We start from the raw sequence: 22,385 nt of genomic DNA on the forward strand, positions 1-22,385 counted from the left end.
GAATAATGTCTAAATCTTTAGTTTCATTTTTCTCATCAATAATTGTACCATCAATTTAGGATGAAACAAAACCAGAGGTGATCTTGTCATTTGCATCATTTCCTGAAATGATTTTGCAGCAAGCTTGCTGTGTGGTGAAAGGTACAATATGCTGTCTGCGTACGCTTGCATCATCCTTGCAGGTGCACTTGGTCTCTGGCCCTTGGTAGTTGGCCATCGAAAATCTTCTCCTGTAGAAAGAAGCCAGGGATGTGAATTTCTCTTGTACAACTCTTTTTGAAACTCTAAAGGCAATTTTTTTTGGTTTGATTCTGACAAATTTTTCTTCAAAAATTCATCTAAAAGTTTGCATCCAAGTACCGCTATTGTCATTCCCTGGCCGTAAAACGGATTGAATGTACATACTGCATCTCCAATTACAATATAATTTTCAGGCCACACCTTGGCTCTTTCATAATGTATTACTCTGCTCCCTCTTACTCTATACCCGTGAATCTCTGATTCTGGCTCTGCATTTTTTATCATGTCGTAAACTCTTTGATCTGCAAGTGTTCTTGAAAATTCCAAAAATTCTTTTTCATCTGTAGTTGGCAAGTCCTTTCCTATGCTGTACATGGTGACTTTCCATCTTTTTCCTTCTATAGGCAAGATTCCACCCATCTTTGGTTGGTGTGGAGGGTGATTGAGAATGACAATGAATTCTTTTAGATTTTGATATTCTTTGGGAATTTTATAACATCTAGTAGCATATCCTATGTTGGAATCAACATGAGTCTCTTCTGGTTTTGCGTATCCTATATCTTGTAACCACTCCGAAGTCTTTGAATTTCTACCACTTGCATCTACAACAATATCTCCATGAAGAATTTGTTCTGACGAGAAATCTTTTCCAGATTTTATTTTTACAGATACATGTTTGTTATTGTCTGTTACAAGACCTGTAACAAGACCATTCATGAATTGTATCTTGTTATTTTTTTCCACTTGTTTTCTGATTGTGAATTCAAATAGTGTCCTACTTGAAAAATAACTGTCAAGACCTGATGAAAATCTCGGTGTCCAATAACCATCTATAAAATATTGACCATTTAGTATGTAATCAAGTCCTAACGCACCAGATTCCATCATCTCTTTTTCTAATTCTGGAAAAATTTCTGAAAGAACTTGTTTGCCTTTTACAAGTAGTGTGTGGATGTGATTTGCTTGTGGTGTACCATTTCGCACATCTGATGATTTTATGTCATCTTTCTCAATTATTGTTACAATCTCAAAATATTTTGCAAGTATCTGAGCAGAAACCAGCCCAGAAATACTTCCACCTATTACTAGCGCATGTTTTCTTTCCATGATGGGTCCCATTTTGTGTTCAATTAAACAGTTTACACTATTGTTAAAACAGTAGCAGAAATATCTACAAGAAATACGCCACTTTTTTATTTCCAAAGTGGATCCCATTTGCAGTACATTTACCATATAGGTATTAATAATATCAGCAAAATTCCACCTTGCTTAATGATTATGTTGACAATTTGTAATATTGATGATAAATACTGCCAAAACTGTTTTTTTCATTGGAAGGGATACATTTGGATAGAAAAATCTTTGTTTTCATATTTGTATTATCAGGATTATCTCTGATTTCTTGTAGTAGTGCAGTTTCGGTCATGTATAATGCTCATTATGTGAATTACAATTACTTTAACACATTTAATTTCAAAAATCCTAAGACTAATGACAAATCCTCTATAGTAAATACTGATGAAGTCATAACTAAAAAACTAAAAAGAACTAGATTAGAACAAATATCAAATTATAACGCACAAAATACTAACGATAAATTTCTAGATACTACTGGCGTAATCGCAAAAAAAATAAAACGAAATAGATTTGATGATAGTCTTAATTTTAATAATTTACATCAATCATTGGACAAATCCACCATATCATATATACAACAATTTTTTGACAATACAGTTCTAGGTCAACAACAAAATGATATAACAAAATCATTATATGAATTAAATATCTTTACCAAAAAAATTGAAAACAATGTATATCTATATGTTACTTCAATCTCATCTTCAAAAGATACAAATCTAACCACAATCGTTCTACTTCAACTTGCACATGAAATAGAAAACAACCAATATCTTCTATTGGTATGCTTTATACCTCTGTCAATCTATGTTTTTATACGATCTAAATCAGAAAAAATAAATTCTAAACATTTTCTTTCATTTTTCTTCATTGTTATTTTGATATCGTCATCAACAGTAACTCCATTTTCTACATTTGGAAATTATGAATGGATGGCATTTGGGGAATCAAATCCTTCAGACAAAAATACTGGACCATCTCATTTTTCGTCAAACTCAAATTCCACAATCTCATTCCAATTCTCTAATGCCACTAACTATATCCCATCAAATCATTCTTCCACAATCTCATTCCAATTCTCTAATGCTACAAAATTGATACCCCAACAATCCAATTCCACAATCTCATTCCAATTCTCTAATGCCACTAACTATATCCCATCAAATCATTCTTCCACAATCTCATTCCAATTCTCTAATGCCACAACGTCTATTATAAAAAATAACTCGCATAACAATACAACCTTCCCAATTCCTACTCAATCTTGGAATTTCACATCTTCTATCTTGAAGACGTTATCTGTTGGGAAAACAAGAATTGATAATTCTACAAATACAACATCATTACAACTGAATGGTAATGGTTATCTAAAACAAAATGTAATCTCTACAAAAAACCTCTCTGCTCTAACCTTATCTGCATGGGTAAAACCTGATTACAGTCATGGTTCGTCTCAATTTACTGTAATTAGTAAAGAAAATACTTTCATTTTAGCTATAAACAATGACATACCACCCTCAAAGAAAGCCATCTTTTCTATATTTGATGGAATAAAATGGAATACTGTTACATCAAACAGCACTATTCCGGAAGACTGGACTAATCTTGTAGCCACTTATGATAATTCTTCTATCGGCATATACGTCAATGGTCTTCAAGAATCAAAGATACCACTTACTGGAATACCCACAATTTCCATAACTGGTAAGATTGAAAATCGAACCGGAATTATTTTATCGTCTAATTCAGACGTTGCAATTGGTGCATATCTCAACTCCTTACGTTCTCAGAGCGATAACCTATTTTCTGGTTCAATTCGAGATGTAACTCTGTATACTTCTACTCTTAGCGCATCACAAATAAACAAGATCTATTTACAAAATGCGTTTATTTTTAATCCCTCATACTCTACTAGTAATGCAACAACCATCAATACTCCTGTGATAATCAATTCACAATTAAATCACACATACATTGAGATCAATAAACCAGTAACTTGGACCCAAAATGTTACACTTTCTCAAACTGCTAATTTAGCTATACAAATTCCATCAGATGCAAAGATACTAGATGTGAATGCAACCAAGATGGAATATACTACAGACATCTCAAAATTGCAAATACTTAATCAGACTTCTAATGCAAACACAACAATAATCTCAAACAAAGTTGTACCTATTGCATCATTAAACCCTCAAATGATTGAATCAAACAAAACATCCAAACTTCTTGTCATAAACTATACTGCAGAACAATACCAACTCAAATTCCAGACTCCTGCACCATATACCTTAGAAACTAATGAATCTTCATCAAATCAATTTAGTAAACAAATACGAGTGTTAAACAATTCGACCCTGCATTATACTGATGTTAAATCATACACTAATTTACCCAGAGATCTGGTCATGAAAGGGATACATTTTAAATTATTTTGGATGATAAATGGCACAAAGACTGATGTTACAAATGATCCTAGATTCCATGTTCAGTTTGTAGATACAGATAGAGATGGAATAGTAGACCAAATGCAATGGATAGTACCACATCTATCTGAACAAGATTTCCAAGTAGAAGAAGATGATAATGGAAATGATAATGGAAATGATGGCAACAATAATTGCAACAATGACGGTGAACATAATGGAAACAACAATGACGGTGAACATAATGGAAACAACAATGACGGTGAACATAATGGAAACAACAATGACGGTGAACATAATGGAAACAACAATGACGGTGAACATAATGGAAACAACAATGACAACCATGATTGTGGCAGCCAACAATTTTCAATACAATTATCTGAAAACATAGGATTATCAGATACTGCATCTACATCTTCAATTCACAATATCGTACTACAAGAACAGCTAGGATTATCAGATACTGCATCTACATCTTCAATTCACAATATCGTACTACAAGAACAGCTAGGATTATCAGATACTGCATCTACATCTTCAATTCACAATATCGTACTACAAGAACAGCTAGGATTATCAGATACTGAGCCATTTCTATTGCCTCTTGCAGCAAATCAACAATTAGTAAATACACAAAAAGAAATCATAATCAATTCTACAAAGACTGATCTAGTCATAACAAGTCCAAATGTTAATCTAACTACTATCATAGTTCCTCAAACTACTGTAGCTACTACACTGAATTATTCTAGCATAGTACAAACAAATTCTACATCAAGCACAGTATCAATCACTAATGGCCTGACAATCTTACAAAATACTACTAGTGCTATTCCAACAATTCAAGTAACGTTACCACCCGCACTTACAATAACTGGTAATGCTTCATGGAATGGAGTACTTAATCTACCACATGTAATATCTGCGCCATCAATACCCGTAGAAGCAAATACTGTAAACACAGTTACAAATAGTATAGAAATTGGATCCGACACTGTATCCCTCACCTTTAACAAAGCTGTACGATTAGTATTTACAGGTCAGGCGGGGCAACGCATTGGTTATTTTAATTCTATAACGCCATTTACAGAAATTACAGCAACATGCAATGACGATACACAAACAACAAACAATAACCTTCCATCCAATGGAGCATGTAAAACTAATGTGGGTCCTGATTTGGTAGTTTGGACAAAACACTTTACTGGTTTTGCAACTTGGAGTTCAAATACCTCATCTTCTGTCTCTACCACAGGATCTGTAAGTAGTGTAGGTGGTGGAGGAGGTACTGGAACAGGATTCGGAGTGGGAACATATGGTGCACCATCAAGCAATGGAGGAGGAGCAGGTCCTTATCTTAAGATAGAAAAGATATCTTATGAAACATGTGATAACCAGACTGCAATAATCCAGGTTGCAACAGATGTAAGTGATGTAGACCCAATGGTAATTGTCCGTACATCTGTAACTGGTGTAGTAAGTGCACAACTATTAGCAAATCAACCATATGCACAAGAAAACTCCAACTCTACTATACGTCATCTAGTATACCAGGCATCACTTTCTCCAAAAGAGACATCATTTGAGGTAGTTGCACTAGAATCCATCAACCATAACATATTCTCAGTAGGAAAGACAGTAATTGTCAATGGATGTGGTGAAAACCTAGACTATACACAAACTGAAATCACAATCTCACCCGTACAAGTTGATCTTTCTGCACCAAAGATATTTGATGTAAAATACCAAATTGGAAATGGTACAAAGATTTTAGCAGACAACCCATCCCAATATGTTGACAACAAGCCAATTACGGTTTATTCCATAGTGGATAGCAAGATACCAATAACACATACTTATCTACGATCTATCAAATTTGGTCAAAATGAATCAAAATATGATCAAATTGACATGACTGCATCTCCACTCTTAATATCAAATTCAACCTATCTAGTCTCTGGAACAATTCCTACAGACATGATATCTGCCCCTGCAATAAAATACTGGATACATGTAGAAAATCAAGATGGACAAATTGATTCACCTGAATATGATCTTGCCATAAAACCACAATACTCTATAAATGGTAAATTAGATCTATATGTTGTATCAGATAGGGCAGAGGGCACAGTAGCCACACCAGCTGCATTTCTTACCAACAACTCTACAGGCCCAGTTTATGGTACTATTATCCTCGTTGTAGATGGAAATCCAGTATATGTATCACCTATGCACATTTTTGGTCCAGGACTCACCAAAATAAATCTGCAATGGGATACTCTTTCAACAGGTAAAATGTTATCTCACCATCTAACTGCACAAGCTAAATTCTATGACAAAATAATCTCTAGTCCGGAATCAACCATAAACACATTCCCATCAGTAAAAACTATTCCAATCTCAAATACAATCAATATACAATCTATGATTGATGATAAAGGAAATGTCATTGCAACTCCTGACATTCTATATTCATCACATCCACATGAAACAGGTATGTCATACAGAGTTACTGCACCAGACGGTACATGTATTATAGGAAATAATTGCCTTGTCAACAAATCTACATATGACTTGCAAGATCAAGTCATGAAAATCAATATGGGAAACCAACTTTATAATGTTCGATATTCCGGATCTGAAAGTTTACTTGAGAGATTTACCATATCTTCAGTTGATCCAATATTAGGCCATTGGAGTGTTGATCTTGAATCAAATGAAAATCTAATACCTCAAGCTCAGGCAATGGAAAAAATACCATTAAAGATACAGTACCATACAGCAGATACATCTGGTCTTCAATGACTAAAAAGCTAACCCTTTCTTACAAAATATGAAAATCAAGATCAACTAGGTTTTTTAAAAAGCATAAACAAGATTTTGCAATGGATGGATTACTAATTGGCAGATTTCAACCGTTTCACAAAGGACACCTAGAGGCAGTACACATTGGACTGTCCCAAGTTGACAACCTGTGGATAGGAATAGGAAGCTCAAACAAGAGCTATGAAAAAAGAAACCCATTTACCGCAGAAGAGCGAAAGGAGATGATTCTCTCATCATTAGATCCTAAAACACTAGAACGCGTCAAGATATTTTTTGTACCAGATACAGGAGATCATGAAAAGTGGACATACCACGTTGATTCCATTGTTCCTCCATATGATGTAGTTTTTTCAAATGATGAATTCACCATCACGTTGTACAAGAAACGCAACAAGAATGTGATCGAGGTTCCCCTACTAAGACGAGATACCATCTCTGGAACAAATATTCGAGAAATGATCGCAAGCGGGAAAGACTGGTCTGATCTTGTTCCTGAAGGTACAAGAAAGGTGCTTTTGAAAATAGATGCAAAGAATAGGCTGCTCAAAATTCTGTAATTATAAATAGCGGTTAACTTGCTTGCAAGTTGGAGATTTATTTGGAATATCTAGTAATGTTGCCAGGACCAACAAATGTTCCGGAGAGAGTAACACGTTCAATGTTTACTCATATGATAAATCACAGAAGTAAAGATTTTGTAAAATTATACGTTGACACCATAGAAAAAAGCCAGAAAATCTTTGACACTACAAGCGATGTAGTGGCACTGAGTGCATCTGGAACCGGCGCAGTTGAAGCTTCTGTTGTCAACATGGTAAAAAAAGGCGACAAGGTCATAATACCAGTCAACGGTGAATTTAGCAGCAGACTCTCTACAATGTTAGAGTGGGCTGGCGCAAATGTTATACGACTTACAACTCCATTTGGCCAAAATGCAACATTTGATCAAGTAAAGGAAGCATTTGACAACAACAAAGATGTCAAGGCATTCTATGTTGTATGGAACGAGACCTCCACTGGTACAATGGTCAAATATCTCGATAAAATCAAGGATCTTACAGCAAGAAATGACTCCTTCTATGTTGTAGATGGAGTCTCAATACTTGGTGGAGAAGAATTCCACATGGACAAGTGGGGGGTAGATGTTTGTGTCACAGGAGCACAAAAGGCACTTGCAGCACCTCCAGGAATATCTCCAATTGCAGTAAGCCAGAAAGCAAAAAAACACATGATTGCAAATCCACCGCCAACATTCTACTTTAACATGGCAAGATACTTCAAGTACTATGACGATACAAAAGAAACTCCATTTACTCCAGCAATACCATTACTTTATGCATACAGAGAAGCACTAGATATCATTCTAGAAGAAGGAATTGAAAACAGAATACGAAGACACAGAGTTTGCTCTGATGCATTGTACAGTGGACTAAGTACAATGGGCCTTTCTCCATTTGCAAAAGAAGATGCACGCTCTACAGTTGTAATTGCACTAAACTATTTGCAGGGACTTGATGACAAAACATTCCGAGGAACACTATCTGAAAAATTCCGAGTTCTAGTTGCAGGTGGATTTGGTGAACTCAAAGGCAAAGTATTCCGAGTTGGATGCATGGGAGAAGTACACAAGTATCATGTAATGAGAACAATCTCTGCAATTGCATCAACACTTGATATGATGGGTTACAAGACAAACCCAGATGCAATCAAGGTAGCAGAAGACAAACTCAGGGCACTGTAGATCTAAAAATACTGCCCTGAAATAGTCCTTTTAGCTTTAACTTAATATTAGGAAGTTAAAGGATCGATCACGTTGACTTTCCAAAAAGGAACTCTGATACTGGTAGATTATACTGCCAAGGTCAAGGATTCAAATGAAGTATTTGAAACAACAAGAGAAGCTGACGCTAAATCAAGTTCTATTCATGATCCAAATGTAAAATATCAACCAAGATTAATCTCCGTAGGAGAATCTTGGGTTCTAAAGGGACTCGATGATGCACTTGCAAATACCAAACCAGGAGACAAACTCACAGTAGAGGTTCCGCCCGAGAAAGGATTTGGAACAAGAGACTCTGGCAAAGTTCGCATGATCCCTCTCCGCAAACTTGGTGAAGATGCAGAAAAAATTTCAGTTGGCGATACAATTGAAATGGATGAAAGAACAGGAATTGTAAGATTTATCGGATCAGGCAGAGTGCAAATTGACTTTAACCACAGATTTGCAGGAAAGACAATTGTTTATGATGTAAATGTTCTAAAATCACTAGATACCGATCAGGACAAAGTCATGGGATTGCTAAAAAGAAGATTCCCAATTGACGAATCAAAGATAAAGTTTGAGATCAAGGCAACTGCAGTAGATGTCACAATCCCAGAAGAGGCAATGATGATGGACGGCCTCCAGATTGTCAAGCGTGCAATTGCAAATGAGATATTCAAGTTTGTTCCAAAACTTGAGAAAGTAAACTTTGTTGATTCATACAACAAACCAAAACAAGACAAACCAGCAGAGAAACCAGCTGCTGCCAAGCCTGCACAACAAAAGACAGCCTAAAACTACAACACACCAGTACTTTTAGCAAGTTCTATTGCTTTTTGCTCATTCATGATTTTCTTGCTAAGTATCGTATATCTCTCAGGTCGCAATGACTGGGCAATAGTCAGTGCTTTTGCAAGAACACTTGGTTCTAATCCAATCTCCTTTGCCTTGGTTGGCGCACCAACATTTTTTAGCATTTGAATTATCTTTTTCCAATCTTGTCCCTGCATCTTTGCAACAAGGATTGCACCAATGCCACACTTTTCACCATGAAGACCAATACCTGGTTTTAGATGATCAACTGCATGAGAAAACAAATGCTCTGCACCAGAACATGGTCTACTGCTTCCCGCAATGCATGCTGCAACACCAGAGCTTATCAAAGCCTCTACAATCATGCGAACGTCTGGCTTTTTCTTGAAATCTTTAGAATTGTCAATTACAATCTTTGCGCTCATTGATGCCAAGTTTGCAGCATATGTACCAAAATATTCTCCAACATTGTCTCTTGCAAGCTCCCAATCTCGCACTGCTGTAACTTTTGCCATCAAGTCTCCACAACCGCTTGCCAAAAGTCTCCTTGGCGCCTTTTTCAGTATGGCAATGTCTACAAAGACTCCAAGCGGTGCAGTAGCTATAATGGAATATGGCTTGTCGCCTCGCAATGAAACAAACGGACTTGCTATTCCATCATGTGATGCAGAGGTTGGTATGCTTACAAATGACTTTTTGAGTGTAAATGCTATCATCTTTGCAATATCTACTGATCTTCCGCCCCCAATTCCAATGATTAGATCGCTCTTGTCCTTTCTGATATCCTCTAGTGTCTTTTTTGCAGAATCTACATCATTGCTTGTGCTGCGATGCCAAACATACTTTATCTTGGAATCTGAAAGAGATGATGATATTTTCTTGTCTGTTATCTTTCGTACCTTGTCACCTGAAACAAGTGAAACCCTCTCTGGGGCAGAAAGGCCTACGAGGAAATCCCCAATGTCAGAAATGTTGTTCTCACCTATGAGTATCTTCCTTGGTAGCTCCATTATGTGAGAAGCCATGGTTTTCACTTGAAAGTTGGTTATTTATCAATATGTCATATAATACAAAGTTATTTAAGCGGGTTATATCCCACACGAAGTATCTCAAGTTAGGAGTAAGTTATTTGTCAGACTATATTGAACAACACACATACCATGGAACCACTACAGTAGGGATAACCTGTACCGATGGTGTTGTCTTGTGCGCAGATATGAGAGCAAGCGCAGGATATTTCATAGCAAATAACAATACAATGAAGATCCAAAAAATAGATAATCATGCAGGAATGACAATCGCAGGTGGTGTCGCAGACGCACAAAACGTCACAGACATGCTCCGCTATCATTCAAACATACATAGAATTGAAAAACAAGAGTATCTACCAATCAAGTCGCTTGCAAGACTTGCATCTTTGATATTTTTCCAAAATAGATACTATCCATTCATTGCAGACATCCTTGTAGGGGGATATGACCAACAAGGTCCAGCATTGTACAACATTGACATGTTTGGATCACTTGACAAAAAAACATACGTAACAACAGGAAGCGGTTCTCCAGTAGCATATGGTCTATTGGAAAGTGAATACCGCGATGGCCTTACCGTCGAAGAGGGCAAAGTAGTTGCCCTAAGAGCAGTAAAAGCTGCAATTACAAGAAACATTGGAACAGGTGACGGAATCAATGTCGCTATAATCGACAAGCAAGGGTACAGACTCTTGACCAAAGAACAGAAGAAGGCCATAATTACGCTTTAGTGATTTAATGCAAAGAAAACAAGCACAACGCGAAGTATCTCCAGCCCAAAACATAATGGCAACCATACTGCAAAGTATTCCAAAAGAAGCAGATGTTACCAAGATAGACTATGAGGGTCCAAGAATTGCAATCTACACCAAGAATCCAAAATATCTCATGGAGCACAACGAAGTAATCTCTAACATGGTAAATGTAATCAAGAAAAGAATTGTAGTAAGAACTGAAGAGTCAATCCGCAAAAATGAAGAAGAATCAAGACAAATTCTTACACAGATGCTTCCAAAGGAAGCAGAACTTGGTGGAACATTCTTTGATACTGCAACTGGAGAGATGACAGTAGATGTCAAGCGCCCATGGCTTCTTAACAACACTGACGCCTTTAACATGCCAGAGCTTGTATCAAAGACAGGCTGGAGGGTACGAATCAGAAAGGCAACTGCAAGCCAGTCTGCAACCATTCAAACTATCAACTATAACCTAAAGATATCATCATCTGAGAGAAGCAAACACCTGCGACAAGTAGGTGAGCAGATATTCCGACCAAAACTATCTGAAGATGCCGAGGTGTCATTGATGACACTTGGTGGCTTTAGCCAGGTAGGAAGATCATGCATGTTGCTTACAACACATGAGAGCAAAGTCCTAATTGACTGTGGCCTCAATCCCGGTGCCAAAAACCCAATAGAGGCATACCCAAGACTTGACTGGCCAAACATCACTCTAGATGAGATAGATGCCGTAGTAATCAGTCACGCACACCTTGACCACACTGGATTTTTGCCTGTCCTTAACAAATATGGCTACAAGGGCCCCATATACTGCACAGAACCTACTTTACCAATGATGAACCTAATCCAACTTGATGCCATAAAGGTGGCAGCAGCACAGGGACGGGTTCCACTATATTCTGAGCGTGACGTCAAGCAGGTCATGAAACAGACCATTCCTCTATCATATGGCACTGTAACAGATATCTCACCTGACATTAAACTGGTATTCTCAAACGCAGGCCACATCTTGGGCTCTGCAAGCTGCCACTTTCACATTGGAAACGGCAACCACAACTTTGTCTATACTGGCGATCTAAAATATGGTAAATCAATGCTATTTGAAAGCGCTTCCTGGAACTTTCCAAGAGTAGAGACCCTACTCATTGAAAGTACCTACGGTGCAAAAGAAGACATCCAAGCATCAAGAGAAGAAGTCGAGTCCATCTTCATAAAATCTGTAAATGAGACACTACGAAACGGCGGAAAGGTACTCATTCCAATTCCTGCAGTCGGTCGTGCACAGGAACTCATGATGGTAATCGATCAATACATGAAGATGGGACAATTGATGGAAGCTCCAGTATTTACAGAAGGAATGATATCTGAAGCTACTGCAATACACGAATCATATCCTGAATATCTAGCACGAGATCTAAGACAAAAGATACTAGAAACTGATGACAATCCATTTGCTTCTGAATATTTCACAAACATAGAGCATGCAGATGCACGAGAAGAGCCATTGCGTGAAGGTCCTGCAATAATCATGGCAACATCCGGTATGCTAGAGGGTGGTCCAGTACTTGAATATTTCAAAAACATTGCACCAGTACAAAAGAACAAAATCTTGTTTGTATCATACCAAGTGAACGGTACACTTGGCAGAAGAGTCCTTGACGGATCAAGACAAGTGTCCGTTGTTGGAAAGGATGGAAAAATTGAAGTAATCAACATAAACTGCTCCACTGAAAAACTAGATGGGTTTAGTGGACACAGTGACTATAACCAACTAATGTCTTACATCCACAGATTAAGACCGAAACTACGACGTGTCATTGTAAACCACGGTGAACGACGCAAATCCGAAAACTTGGCAAGCTCTGTTCACAGAATGTTTAGAATTCCGACAATTTGTCCTAACGTACAAGAAGGAATAAGACTACTTTAGATCGTACTCGGCTCTCCAGATCTTTACTCCGGACGGAGTGACAATTATTCTCTCTTCTCCAAGCCTTGCAATGTCAGCATCTGCATTTTTTGCAATGCTGTAAATTTCTTCTACTGCCTTTCTTAGCTCATCCACATTTTTCTGTGCAAGCGGGGTTACCCTAAGTACCAGGATCATTCCCTTTTTGATGTCCTCTTTTACCCCATGTATGTCACTATAATCCCTCAAAGTAATTGCCTTAAGGTAAGTGGGAGCCTTTTGCGTCTGCATACTCTGTAAGCGATCAACTCCCTCAAAAAGTCTTTGCAGTCAAATGCAATTCACCGTTTAGCTTGTATGACTAAATTCTATATTGGAGATATTCTTGCTCTGGCACAAAGCCAGCAGGAATCTCTGATTTTACTTCATTTTTTTCTACAATGACAATATTCTGTGCATCTTTTGGTGCATCCGAATATCGCAAAGTTATAGATGCAGCTAGTTTCTGATTTTTCTCAGAATCATCGCCGCGCAAAATTGATACCGGACCCACATGATCCTTTGCCTCAAATAGTGTATCTCCCGGCAACGCAAGCGCCTTTATCATTTCATTTTCATCCTTGTGTCTACCAACTATTAGTTTTGTATTTTTGTCAAATCTAAAATGTCTTCCAATTTTTAACAAATCAATATCATTTGTGCTTGGTGTCTCTACATGCTGGAAGAGATCTTTTGCCCTCAATGCAAATTTTGGATCCGTAAGAAGGCATCCTCCTCCCGCATTTGGCGGATTGTCAAAACCAAATTCCTTTGCCATCTTGAGCTGCTCTTTTCTTGATCTACCTCTTATCATTCCAAGATTTTCTCTTTTGATTATTCCGTCCATCTCTGGTTTGGTCGGCGGTAACAATCCGGCAGACAACGGCCTTACAATAATTCCTTCCATGCCAGATTCTTTTTCTATTGTCTTGAGTGCAGGTGCAAACTGACTCATTGGTCTTTGACCCAGCACCTCACCTGATATGATAAACTCAGCACCAATGTCATCCATCACTTTTTTTCCTGCCTTGAACATCATGGAACGACAGTCAATGCATGGATTCATCCCGGAACCAAATCCGTGCTTTGGATGCTTTAACATCTCGATATAATCATCACCTAGGTATACAGTTTTGAGATCCACTCCAAGAGAATCTGCAGTCTCCCTTATTTCAAAACCGCAACCTCTACCGCAATCAAAATCACAAAACGGAGTCTTGATGGCAACAGCCGTAACATCAAATCCTTGATTCTGCATCATCTTGACAGCTAGTCTACTATCAAGTCCACCTGACAATAATGCTACAATTTTCTTCTTCTCTTCCACAAAACCAAAGGGACTGTTTCCAATATCTAAACGTTCCAGCAAATGTAAAATAGCAAAGGACTCTCAAGTTATTTTGTTGAATCAAAGAAGAAAGAATCTTCTAAAATATTGCAATAATATGGGATGTGACACACTAGTCGCATTTGAGCCTGAAAATCTATTTTACATGACCGGGTTCTGGGGTGAAGCAGTAGGCATATTGGACAAAAATGGCTGTACCATAGTCTCTCCGGAACTTGAGATGGGCAGAGCCAAGGACGAATCTGTCGGTTGTGAAGTGGTAAAATCTGAGCGCGGCAAGGGCTCTCTTGCAACACTTTCTAAGATGCTCAAGGGCCAAGTCTGCACAGACAGTGACAGTTACAATATAGTTGAAAGCCTAAAGAGGTCTGTTCCTGGAATAAAATCCTCAACAGATCCGTTTTACCGTGCAAGGGAAGTAAAAGATGCACAAGAAATCTCTGTACTCAAAAAAGCATCCTCTATACTTGATGAAATGTACGAGATGTGCGTTGATGTAATGATGATAGGCCAGACAGAGGCACAGCTACAAACTATACTGATGCAGTATGCAATGGAGCGCGGCATGTTTGCAACTGGATACAAGTCAACTCTAAATCCATTGATTATAGCTGGCGGTCCAAACGGCTCTTTGCCGCATGCCCAAGTAACTGACAGGAAATTCAAAAATGGAGACATGGTTGTAGTGGATTTGACATTACGGTACAAGGGATATGTGTCTGATGCCACACGAACATTTGGTCTTGGATCTGTTTCATCAGAAGCAAAAAAAGTCTATGAAATTGTACGGGAATCACAAGAAGCTGGACTAGAAGCAGTAAAACCAAATGTTTCCTGCAAGTCTGTTGATGATGCATGCAGAAAAGTAATTGACAAGAAAAAATACGGAAAATACTTTATCCACTCAACAGGCCACGGCATAGGTCTTGAGGTGCATGAGTTGCCAAACCTTGGTCCGTCAAGTACTACTGCACTATCAAAGAACATGGCAGTAACAGTAGAGCCTGGAATATACATTCCAAACAAGTTTGGAGTGCGCATTGAAGATTCAGTCATAGTTGGCAACAAGGTTGACGTAATGCACAAGTTTACAAAAGAACTGGTTGTAATCTAAATTATGGGAAATAAAACAATCTCTTACCGTACATTTGCTACAATCTACTTTCTATCTGTTCTCTGATAAATCTAACAACCTGCTCTTTGCTTTTCCATCCAGATTCTCTTACAGTCTTTGAATCAACAGCTATGACATTATTATAATCTGGATTTTCTCTGTATCTTTTGGTACCAATGTCATTTGCAATTACAAGATCGCAGCTTGCCTGCACTAATTTTTCCCGTGCCCTTTCCACCAATTCTTTCTTGGATACTCCAGTCTCTGCCTTGAATCCAACAAGAAACACCCCACTCTGCATCTTTTTCACACTGTTTATCATCTTTGGAACTCTTTTTAGCTTCAAAGATACCCTAAGCAAGTCACTGTGAATCTTTGTCTTGCTTGGATTCTCAGGCGTATAGTCTGAGGCAGCCGCTGCAAGAATTACAATATCGTATTTACTTTTGAGCTCCTTTTGCAACGCCTGGCTCATCTCAGAGCTTGTTTTGATGCGTATCACCTTGGCACCCTTTGGAGGAATCTCAGACCCTGGACCGTAAATCATAGTAACTTTGGACCCTGCAGAGACAAGCTCTGAACCAAGCAATACTCCAGTCTTGCCTGTACTCTGATTTGTTATGACCCTCACAGGATCAATATACTCTATGGTAGGCCCTGCAGTAATAAGCACCCTTTTGCCCTTGAGTGCAGGTGATGAGCCAAACCTGTCAAGTACCAGATCCAGTATCTCTTCAGGCTCTGCAGCCTTTGCTTTGCCCTCTATGAATTTTGGAGATACAAACTCTACCTTTTTTTCCAAAAATTCAATATTTTTGACAACTGCAGGATTCTCATACATTGCCTGATGCATTGCAAGTGCTATCACAATTGGAATCTTGGAACCAAGCCCCACACTTAGCACCGTAGAGATTGGAGTATCATCAATCCCATTTGCAAGCTTGCCCAAGGTATTTGCAGTGCACGGATACACAACAATCAAGTCTGATTGCCTATAGTCTGCAACCTTGATGTGCTCAAGGTTTCCAGTAAGTTTTGTTATCACCTCATTTCCTGTTGCCCACTTGAAGTAGCTCGGCTTTATCAAATCCGTTGCCGCCTTGCTTGCAACACATGTAACATTTCCACCATGTCGCATAAACAACCTTGCCAACTCAATTGCCTTGTATGCAGCAACGCTTCCTGATATGCACAACACAATTTTTTTTCCAGCAAGTTCTGTGCCATCTGAATTTACTATATCCAAAGAGGGGTGCTTGTCAATCAACTTCTTTTTTCAACCTTTCAAGTTCAGATTTATCCATGGAAAAACAATGTTCTGTCCCAGGAAACTTGCCTGACACAACATCATTTCTGTATGATTCCACGGCATGTATAATATCAGAAGACAATTCCAGATACCTCTTTGCAAATTTCGGCTTTATTTTTTCATACAAACCAAGCATGTCATGTACCACAAGCACCTGTCCATCACAGTCAGGTCCTGAGCCAATCCCAATTGTCGGAATTGATATCGATTCTGAAATTATCTTTGATGCTTCTCTTGTAACCATCTCAAGCACAATGCTAAATGCACCTGCATCCTCAAGCGATTTTGCAGATTCAACAAGTCTTAGGGCCGAGTCCTTGGTCTTTGCCTGCACCTTGTAGCCCTCTTGGAGAGTTGTAGTCTGGGGCTGAAACCCAATGTGGCCCATTACAGGTATGCCAATCTCAACTATTCCATGTATAGTATCTCTAATCTCAGTACCACCCTCTAGTTTTACAGCATCAGCCCCTGCCTTTACCAATCTCCCAGCATTTTCAATTGCCTGGGACCTGCTTGCCTGGTACGACATGAACGGCATATCTGCAACAACCAGCGCATTTTGCCTACCTCTTGCAACAGCTTCGGTAAACATACACATCTGATCCATTGTCACTGGAATCGTATTGTCATATCCTAACATGACCATACCTGCACTATCTCCAACCAATAGCATGTCCACTCCTGCCTTGTCACAAAGCTGTGATGTGGTATAGTCATATGCAGTAATTACAGTAATTTTTTTCGAATTTTTCATGGAAAGAATATCTCGTACTGATTTAGGCATTTGACATTCTCCTGAGATTTTCCTTTATGGTTTGAATTGACTTTGCCAAGTTTTTCTTGTTGTCAAATTTCTTCTTTGATATTTTTTTCCCTGAAATTTTCCTACATACATCAATTAAAATCGGCATTCCCCGAATTACATTGTCCACAATTGTAATATCCGCAGTCTGAGCAGTGCGAGACATTGGATTTAAATCAAATGTTATGACATTTTTTCCAAATTTTTTCAATGCAATTGTCCTGTCCCCATCTTCTAGCGGCACAAGAACTACATCTGCAGAAAATATTCCCCGCTTGTCCACAATCCTTCTTGCACTGTCAAGCTTTGGAATCCTTGTTGCAAATTTAGAATCTACTCCAAGTATCTCTTTTGCACCATGTCTTTTGAGCTCATTTGCAATGGCCTTTTTGCGCTTTTCGCTTGCATAAAACAAATTTACCTCAATTTTTGCGCCAGTAACCTCTGACAGCTTGACAATCTCTTTTGGGCACAATGCTGCAAAGTTGCCATTTACAGATATGACTGGATATTTTGCATGCACCATCTCCCAGGCCGCAGCCCTTATTGCCTCATGGGATACCTTGCTGGTCTTTTCCCCTAGTAGATAATCAAACATCTCACCTCTCCCATGCGCCAAAAGGCCCTCTTCTACCACAAGTCCCTCCCTAAATCCTCCCACCAATTTCTCCCTGATGTACAACGATACTGCCCGAGGATGTGATTTTGGGATCAAGGTCTAGGAAACTCTAGCTCCGCTCTTGTCTATCTCTGTCTTGATTACCATAGCGTTGTATTTTTCCAAAATCCTAACAACCTGAGATTCTTTAGATTTTGGAACAAGTGTAAATATTGTCTCCCCAAACATTGCAACTCCTGATTTGAATCCATGATGTGCCAAATCATCAATTACCTGCTGCATCTTTGGGGTGATTACATGCACATATTTTGCAAATTCTAGTGACATGTCTAAAAATTCCATTTGGTCCCTTGATTCTAGCAATCTAGTAACCATCTTTCCACCCAATCCATTTATTTTTGAAAGTTCACTCTTGATGAACTGCTTTGTAGATATCGGTGAAAAGCAAATCACTATGGCAGAATAGTCTGTATGAATTTTTTGCAAACTTCCAATTCCAGGGGCCCCATGCTTTGTTCTTATCTCAAATCCTCCATGATATGATGATAATACAGTACCAAGTCCTGTCTTGCAATGAATCTCTGCATTGTGTGCAATCTGTCCTATCTTTGTCCTGGACAAGTTGGTTCCAAGTGCCTTATTTAGGGCAAACGCCAAACTCAATGCAACAGCTCCACTGGAACCCAATCCATATCCAACCGGTATGGTGGTCTTGTGTTCAATGTCCAAAAAATAATTCTCCTTTACAATCTTGAAAAATTCCCTTACTACAAATTCGGAAACCTGAGTATTGTCTGATTTGTACCCTGATACTGTTATCTTGAATTCAGGCCTGTCAGAACTAGTTATTTTTACCTTCGTGGTAACCCCTTCCTTAATGCAAAATCCTGCACCAATTGACCCCTTGTGCTCTGGATCTTTTGGGCCCACTTCTGCCTTGAAAAATCCTGTTATGTGTCCTGGCGCAAAGGCTACTGCCTGCATATTTAGCTTAAATTTGCCAGAAAATATAAAAATGATCATTAAATAATATAAATTGATTTAAATTGACTAAATTTATTCGACGCCTGCAGAGAATAGGAAGCAGCATCTTGGTATCACTTCCAATAGAGTGGGTAGAGGCAAACAAGCTTGAAAAAAGTGACGAGGTAGAAATTGAGACCGGTGCTAACAGCATTTCAATTACACCAACAGGCGGAAGCAAGCCCCCAAATGAAATTGTAATAGAATATCCAGTATCAAAGCAAGAAAACATTAGTGCCTATGTTACAGGTGCATATCTTCTTGGATATGACGTCATCAAGATAAAGGGACGATCCACAATATCTGGAGAAGACAGAGAAAAAATTCGCGGACTGATGCGAAGACTTGTCGGCATGGAAATTGTGGAAGAGGATTCATCAAATGTCAATGTTCAGTTCCTGCTTGATGCAACGACACTAAGCCCTGATAAAATACTAAAAAGAATGAGCTCCATTGTTCACGGAATGTTTCGCGATACAATATCTTGTCTTGCATCTGATGACAAGTCCGTATTGCAAACAATGTCCAGCAGAGATGACGAAATAGACAGACAATATTTCTTGCTTGTGCGATTGATTCGAAGCGCAATGGTAGACAAGAAGCTTGCAACTGCACTAAACTTAGGAAACATTGACATCCTAGATTACAGGGTTGCAGCAAACTTGCTCGAGTCTGCAGGTGATGTCATTACCGATCTTGCTCATTCCATATCTGATCTTTTGATATCAAAGTCTGATGCAAAAAAACTATACGATATTGCATCCGAGATTGAAGATGTACACGAAAAATCAATTACCTCCTTTATTGAAAACAATAGAAAACTTGCAATAGAGGCAATTACACTGCACCGAAACTATCAAAAAAAGATCTCAGGACTGGGCTCTTTGCTTGACCCAAAAAAACAAGGCTCTGTCCAGTTGTTAAATTTGGTATTTACATTTGAAAAGCTGTCAAGATGCTGGGCAGACGTGGCAGACCTAGTCAAGCCAGTATACACCGAGTCGTAGGATTCATTCCACATACTTTTAAGGCGTGGTCATGTCATCACGAGTAAAATGAAATACGTTGCAATTGCTGCACTCGCACTAATACTTGGAGCTTGGCTTCCAAACGCATTCTCTGATGACACTGGCAAAATCCAGTATACGTTGGGCTCTAGCACAGCAATAGCCACTTCACAAGGACTAGTAATTCAACTTGAAAATGTAACTGATTCTAGGTGCCCAAGTGATGTTGCATGCATCTGGGCAGGACAAGTAAATGTAACACTTACAATCCAAAGCCCAACATCAAAGGGTGCCATCTCACTTGTCAAGTCTGCCGGACAAAACTCTACCACACCATTTGATAACTATGTATTACAACTAGTAGATGTCAAACCCTATCCAAAGAGCGGACAGTCAATATCACTTTCAGATTATATTGTTACCTTGAATGTATCTCAAGCATCTGAACAAAAAATACGTCTAGTCTCTGACAGTAAACTCTGCCTTGCCGGAGTTGATACATGTGTCATGGCAAAAAAACTTCATCTTGCACCGCTAAAACAAATTCGCGTAGGACTAGGAGCACTTGATGTCTCCTGCAAGGATGGATATCAACTAGTGCTAAAATCAACAAACAATATGCCATCATGTGTAAAACCATCTACTGCCGATGAGCTTGTAAAAAGAGGATGGGCACTAGCATCTGATGAAATCACAAAACTGCGCTCCCTGTACGAATCTGCAAGTTAGATTATTTTCTTGATTTTGTCTTGTATGCAAGAACTGCACAAATTGTCTTGGAATCTGTAATTTTTCCTGACAAAATTAGCTTTACAACTTTGGCAAAATCCATCTTTACAACTGACATTATCTCATCATGATCAAGCTGAAGGTCCCCTGCTTTTTTCAATCCCGATGCCAAATAGCAATGAATAATCTCTGTGTTGTACCCAATAGACGGATAGTACTTTATCAGCGGAACCATCTTTTTTGCAGTATGTCCTGTCTCTTCGCGAAGTTCCCTGTGTGCACACTTTAACGGCTTTTCACCCTTTTCCAGCGTACCTGCTGGTATCTCAAGCACATACCCGTGAGGAAACCTATGCTGTCTTACAAGCAAAACCTTGCCATCTTCTATAGCAAGAATTGCAGCAGCACCAGGGTGCTCTATTACTTCACGCGTAACTTTACGCTTGTTTACAGGTATTGTATACAAGCTAAGTGACAACACTCGACCCTTGAAGATATTTTTACGCATTTGAAAAAATTTCTCTAGTTATTTTTATGAATGTATCTCAGGTGCTAAGTGCAACCTCTTTGATTTTTTAGCCTGTATTATTGCATCATGGACCCACTTGTGTAAAAATGTGGCCTTTTTTGGTATGAACAAGTCTATCGAATCTATGCCATCTATATCGCTTACACGGTCTGATGTATCATCCATCTTGTAGATATTGTCTGTATGCATAAACAATACAATCTGGTTCATGTGCACAAACGGATTTTGCAAAAATGATCCAGAAAATTCCTTGTCAAGCCTTGCTAATGTTCTTTTTACATCTCCTCTTACCCCAACAAGTATTGCAAATGGAATAACATCTCCCATCTCTTTTGGATTGTATATTGCAGTAAACTGGATTGCTTCATCATTTTGCAGTTTTTCAAGTGACCTTGCAACAGTCTTTGTAGAAAATCCAGACTGTCTTGCAATCTCTTCAATTTTCTGGCGAGGATCTTTTAATAAAATATCAATTATCTCAATGTCTGTCTTTGTCAAGTCAGATCGTATCTCCGGATTTTTTGCTTCAAATATGCTCAACACCCTAACATCACGCAACAAGTTTTTTGCATGCTCCATCTTTTTTGAAGGATCTTCTTTTACAACTATGCTGCATACAGTTATTCCACCCACACATGGAACAACAAAAAACGGCTCTCCTACCAATCTAATTTTATCAAGTATGTCATCAGAGTCTTTTCCTGTAACAACAAAGTACAGTACACTATATCCCAAAACATGGGGCTCTATCTTTAACGCAAATTCCTGGATTATTTTTTTATCAATCATCTTTTGAATTCTTGACTTTACCGCAACACCTGAAATGCCAATCTCCGAGCCAATCTGCCTATCAGGTTTTCTGCAGTTGTTAAGAAGCTGTGATAAAATCTGTATGTCTAATTTGTCCACGATATCTGCACCCCATGTAGGGAACCATCCATACTATATATAATTGTCTGATATGCTAATTATAATCTAA

19 protein-coding genes are annotated in these 22,385 nt (G+C 38.6%); 9 read left to right on the top strand and 10 right to left on the bottom strand.

Annotation, left to right across the window (positions count from 1 at the left end):
• Positions 1 to 9: 9 nt before the first annotated feature.
• Positions 10 to 1,347, bottom strand: coding sequence for an NAD(P)/FAD-dependent oxidoreductase (locus NSIN_RS02245; protein WP_101009198.1), 1,338 nt, complete (start codon positions 1,345 to 1,347; stop codon positions 10 to 12).
• A 239-nt stretch (positions 1,348 to 1,586) separates the two neighbouring features.
• Between NSIN_RS02245 and NSIN_RS02250 the strand changes: the two genes are divergently transcribed.
• The 4 genes from NSIN_RS02250 (at position 1,587) to NSIN_RS02265 (ending at position 9,189) form a co-directional block, all read left to right on the top strand.
• The gene (locus NSIN_RS02250) at positions 1,587 to 6,611 is read left to right on the top strand and encodes a LamG domain-containing protein (protein WP_218192577.1); all 5,025 of its coding nucleotides are present in this window, start codon (positions 1,587 to 1,589) and stop codon (positions 6,609 to 6,611) included.
• Between the two features lie 80 nt (positions 6,612 to 6,691).
• Positions 6,692 to 7,189, top strand: coding sequence for a nicotinamide-nucleotide adenylyltransferase (locus NSIN_RS02255; RefSeq protein WP_101009200.1), 498 nt, complete (start codon positions 6,692 to 6,694; stop codon positions 7,187 to 7,189).
• 41 nt (positions 7,190 to 7,230) lie between these two features.
• The gene (locus tag NSIN_RS02260) at positions 7,231 to 8,373 is read left to right on the top strand and encodes a pyridoxal-phosphate-dependent aminotransferase family protein (RefSeq protein WP_101009201.1); all 1,143 of its coding nucleotides are present in this window, start codon (positions 7,231 to 7,233) and stop codon (positions 8,371 to 8,373) included.
• Between the two features lie 72 nt (positions 8,374 to 8,445).
• Complete coding sequence (locus NSIN_RS02265) at positions 8,446 to 9,189, top strand: peptidylprolyl isomerase (protein ID WP_101009202.1); 744 nt, start codon at positions 8,446 to 8,448, stop codon at positions 9,187 to 9,189.
• Positions 9,190 to 9,191: 2 nt separating this feature from the next.
• Here NSIN_RS02265 and NSIN_RS02270 read toward each other — a convergent pair whose 3' ends face one another.
• Positions 9,192 to 10,232, bottom strand: a complete 1,041-nt coding sequence (locus tag NSIN_RS02270) for a sn-glycerol-1-phosphate dehydrogenase (protein ID WP_394340802.1) — start codon at positions 10,230 to 10,232, stop codon at positions 9,192 to 9,194.
• 104 nt (positions 10,233 to 10,336) lie between these two features.
• Between NSIN_RS02270 and psmB the strand changes: the two genes are divergently transcribed.
• Positions 10,337 to 10,969, top strand: a complete 633-nt coding sequence (psmB, locus tag NSIN_RS02275; protein ID WP_101009203.1) for an archaeal proteasome endopeptidase complex subunit beta — start codon at positions 10,337 to 10,339, stop codon at positions 10,967 to 10,969.
• A gap of 7 nt (positions 10,970 to 10,976) precedes the next feature.
• The gene (locus NSIN_RS02280; protein ID WP_101009204.1) at positions 10,977 to 12,908 is read left to right on the top strand and encodes a beta-CASP ribonuclease aCPSF1; all 1,932 of its coding nucleotides are present in this window, start codon (positions 10,977 to 10,979) and stop codon (positions 12,906 to 12,908) included.
• On the opposite strand, the gene sepF is transcribed toward NSIN_RS02280, so the two are convergent.
• Both sepF and NSIN_RS02290 read right to left on the bottom strand, forming a co-directional pair.
• Positions 12,900 to 13,178 (bottom strand): cell division protein SepF, encoded by a 279-nt coding sequence (gene sepF / locus NSIN_RS02285; RefSeq protein WP_101009205.1) that lies wholly within the window; start codon positions 13,176 to 13,178, stop codon positions 12,900 to 12,902. The genes NSIN_RS02280 and sepF overlap by 9 nt on opposite strands.
• Before the next feature lie 70 nt (positions 13,179 to 13,248).
• Positions 13,249 to 14,295 carry a tRNA (5-methylaminomethyl-2-thiouridylate)-methyltransferase gene (locus NSIN_RS02290; RefSeq protein WP_245871878.1) on the bottom strand — a complete coding sequence of 349 codons (1,047 nt, stop codon included), beginning with the start codon at positions 14,293 to 14,295 and terminating at the stop codon, positions 13,249 to 13,251.
• A 34-nt stretch (positions 14,296 to 14,329) separates the two neighbouring features.
• On the opposite strand from NSIN_RS02290, the gene NSIN_RS02295 reads away from it, so the two are divergent.
• The gene (locus NSIN_RS02295) at positions 14,330 to 15,388 is read left to right on the top strand and encodes a M24 family metallopeptidase (protein WP_101009206.1); all 1,059 of its coding nucleotides are present in this window, start codon (positions 14,330 to 14,332) and stop codon (positions 15,386 to 15,388) included.
• A gap of 37 nt (positions 15,389 to 15,425) precedes the next feature.
• On the opposite strand, the gene coaBC is transcribed toward NSIN_RS02295, so the two are convergent.
• From coaBC to NSIN_RS02315, 4 genes are read right to left on the bottom strand one after another with little or no spacing between them, the layout of a single operon-like run.
• Positions 15,426 to 16,634 (bottom strand): bifunctional phosphopantothenoylcysteine decarboxylase/phosphopantothenate--cysteine ligase CoaBC, encoded by a 1,209-nt coding sequence (gene coaBC, locus NSIN_RS02300; RefSeq protein ID WP_245871879.1) that lies wholly within the window; start codon positions 16,632 to 16,634, stop codon positions 15,426 to 15,428.
• A 13-nt stretch (positions 16,635 to 16,647) separates the two neighbouring features.
• Complete coding sequence (panB, locus tag NSIN_RS02305) at positions 16,648 to 17,481, bottom strand: 3-methyl-2-oxobutanoate hydroxymethyltransferase (protein ID WP_101009207.1); 834 nt, start codon at positions 17,479 to 17,481, stop codon at positions 16,648 to 16,650.
• Positions 17,474 to 18,214, bottom strand: coding sequence for a phosphopantothenate/pantothenate synthetase (locus NSIN_RS02310; RefSeq protein ID WP_101009208.1), 741 nt, complete (start codon positions 18,212 to 18,214; stop codon positions 17,474 to 17,476). The genes panB and NSIN_RS02310 overlap by 8 nt, the downstream gene beginning before the upstream one ends.
• Before the next feature lie 3 nt (positions 18,215 to 18,217).
• Positions 18,218 to 19,102: a pantoate kinase gene (locus NSIN_RS02315; RefSeq protein ID WP_101009209.1), complete on the bottom strand. Its 885-nt coding sequence runs from the start codon at positions 19,100 to 19,102 to the stop codon at positions 18,218 to 18,220.
• 62 nt (positions 19,103 to 19,164) lie between these two features.
• Between NSIN_RS02315 and NSIN_RS02320 the strand changes: the two genes are divergently transcribed.
• Positions 19,165 to 20,148, top strand: a complete 984-nt coding sequence (locus NSIN_RS02320) for a phosphate signaling complex PhoU family protein (protein ID WP_101009210.1) — start codon at positions 19,165 to 19,167, stop codon at positions 20,146 to 20,148.
• Positions 20,149 to 20,196: 48 nt separating this feature from the next.
• Entirely contained in the window at positions 20,197 to 20,877 is a 681-nt protein-coding gene (locus NSIN_RS02325) for a hypothetical protein (RefSeq protein WP_101009211.1), read from the top strand.
• 1 nt (position 20,878) lies between these two features.
• On the opposite strand, the gene NSIN_RS02330 is transcribed toward NSIN_RS02325, so the two are convergent.
• Together NSIN_RS02330 and NSIN_RS02335 are read right to left on the bottom strand one after the other, a co-directional pair.
• Positions 20,879 to 21,385, bottom strand: a complete 507-nt coding sequence (locus NSIN_RS02330) for an NUDIX hydrolase (protein ID WP_101009212.1) — start codon at positions 21,383 to 21,385, stop codon at positions 20,879 to 20,881.
• A gap of 24 nt (positions 21,386 to 21,409) precedes the next feature.
• Positions 21,410 to 22,315 carry an AsnC family transcriptional regulator gene (locus NSIN_RS02335; protein WP_101009213.1) on the bottom strand — a complete coding sequence of 302 codons (906 nt, stop codon included), beginning with the start codon at positions 22,313 to 22,315 and terminating at the stop codon, positions 21,410 to 21,412.
• Between the last annotated feature and the right edge of the window lie 70 nt (positions 22,316 to 22,385).

Origin of the sequence: Candidatus Nitrosotalea sinensis (assembly GCF_900143675.1) — an archaeon.
GTDB lineage: Archaea > Thermoproteota > Nitrososphaeria > Nitrososphaerales > Nitrosopumilaceae > Nitrosotalea > Nitrosotalea sinensis.